The sequence below is a fragment of the Salinivibrio sp. MA427 genome (genome assembly GCF_001996115.1).
In the GTDB taxonomy this organism is placed as follows: domain Bacteria; phylum Pseudomonadota; class Gammaproteobacteria; order Enterobacterales; family Vibrionaceae; genus Salinivibrio; species Salinivibrio costicola.
The window spans coordinates 1-2,032 of the sequence record NZ_MUFH01000384.1 but is presented as its reverse complement, the minus strand read 5'-3'; the positions used below and the strand labels follow the sequence as shown (position 1 = coordinate 2,032).

The following is a 2,032-nucleotide window of genomic DNA, read 5'->3' as shown; positions in this document are numbered from 1 at the left end:
ATTCAAAAATATTTTAATAATAGGGTGGCGGCCGCAAGTCGCGATCCCAATTCTGCCAATAAGGTAAACCTATGAGTGATGCACTGGTACTCGTTATAAATTCAGGCAGTTCGTCTTTAAAGTTTGCACTGATGGACGCGCAAACAGGCGATGCTGTGATTTCAGGCGCCGGAGAGTGTTTTGGTCGTGATGACGCATGCATGAGCTGGAAAGTCGACGGTAACAAAACTGAAAAGACATTGAGTGCAGGAAGCGACCACCATCAAGAGGCCATGGACATTATTGTGGGCCTTATCGAAAACAACCAACTCAGTGATAAATTACAAGCTGTTGGGCACCGAGTGGTCCATGGTGGCGAAACCTTCAGTCAGGCGACGCTTATCGATGATGCCGTACTTGCACAGATCGATGCCTTGAAATCCCTGGCGCCACTGCACAACCCCGCTCATGTCGTTGGTATTAATGCCGCGCGTAAAGCTTTCCCTAACCTTCCTCAAGTCGCGGTTTTCGACACAGCATTCCATCAAACCATGCCGGAAAAAGCGTATCACTACGCGATCTCGCGTCAGCTCTATAATGATTATGGCATTCGTCGCTATGGTTTTCATGGCACCAGCCATTATTACGTAAGTCGTGAAGCGGCAAAATGGCTTAACCAAGCGCCTGAACAAACCAACGTCATCACCGTACACCTTGGTAACGGTGCCTCTTTGTGTGCGGTCAAAGACGGTCAAAGTGTCGATACCAGCATGGGCTTTACGCCTTTAGCCGGTTTGATGATGGGCACTCGCTGTGGTGATATCGACCCATCTATTCTAGAGTTTTTATCGAAAAAAGGGCTCAGCATGGATCAAATCCATCATGAGCTAATCGATAAAGCAGGGCTCCTTGGTGTGTCTGAGCTCACTAATGATTGTCGTGGGCTGGTTGAAGCCGCGGAAGAAGGCCACAGAGGTGCGCAACTCGCGCTGGAAATGTTTGCTTATCGTGTTGCGAAATTCATCGCAAGTTACATGGTGCCGTTATCCCGCCTGGATGCGATTGTTTTCACAGGTGGAATTGGCGAAAACTCACTGCCAGTCCGTGAGATGATCCTAAAAGAACTCGCGATTTTCGGTTATCAGTCAGATGCCGACGCCAACGCCGCAGCTCGGTTCGGTGCCGCAGGACAAATCACAACACAAGATTCACCGCTCGCATTGGTGATCCCAACCAACGAAGAGCTGGTGATTGCCCAGCAAGCCATGGCAATGGCCTGAATCTTAGCCTTCTCTGAATAGAAACAGCGAGTATTATTGCTCGCTGTTCCTCTATTTGCTCGCGGTATGTTACTAAGTCAGCGCGGATTTTTTGTTCCTGATGGATATAATCCTTGCCTGTATAGCTTCCCGCCCAACAGCGCATGTGCTTTTGCGCGCACTACCGCCTCTTGGTTTAATTTGATCGGACTGAGTACTTGTTTTACAACATCATATTGATAGGCGACCGGGGCTTTTTTGGGCTGAAGCACTACCAGTGATTCACGTGTTAAATAACCGAAGTTTTTATCGAACTGCATCATTGCACGTTGATATTCAGATGGTACGGCGCGGTTTAAATCATGGCCTATCATAGGTGTTGTCGCATCGATACCGATCAATGAAAGTAACGTCGGCGGCATATCTAAACTACTGACTAAACGGGTGTCTTTGCGTTTAGGAATATCTTTTCCGATAATTAACGCTGGGATGTGAAAACGGCTAACGGAGATCGGATCATCGCCATAGGCGCGTGAATCATGATCCGCAATGATCAAAAAGATGGTGTTTTCCCAATAGTCTGATTGTTTAGCCTTGTTAAAAAACTCACCGAGTGCATGATCCGAGTATTTTACCGTATTTAGACGTGTACTTTTTTCCTTAGTGTAAGGTGTGATTTGTCCATCTGGGTACTCATAGGGCGAATGGTTGGAACTAGTAAAAACAAGACTAAAAAAAGGTTTGCCTTTTTGATGAAGCGAACGAAACTGTTTGTCAGCCATACTATATAAATC

General features: G+C 46.8%; 2 protein-coding genes. One reads left to right on the top strand and one right to left on the bottom strand.

Annotated features, from left to right (window positions below):
• The first annotated feature begins 71 nt into the window (after positions 1–71).
• Positions 72–1,259, top strand: a complete 1,188-nt coding sequence (locus BZG79_RS14770; protein WP_077460923.1) for an acetate kinase — start codon at positions 72–74, stop codon at positions 1,257–1,259.
• A gap of 77 nt (positions 1,260–1,336) precedes the next feature.
• Here BZG79_RS14770 and BZG79_RS14765 read toward each other — a convergent pair.
• Positions 1,337–2,032, bottom strand: a 696-nt coding sequence (locus BZG79_RS14765; protein ID WP_199877969.1) for a sulfatase-like hydrolase/transferase, incomplete at its 5' end; no start/stop codon positions are given.

Coding starts and splice junctions, on each gene's coding strand:
- BZG79_RS14770 (WP_077460923.1), top strand. CDS start 72: ATGAGTGATGCACTGGTACTCGTTATAAATTCAGGCAGTTCGTCTTTA.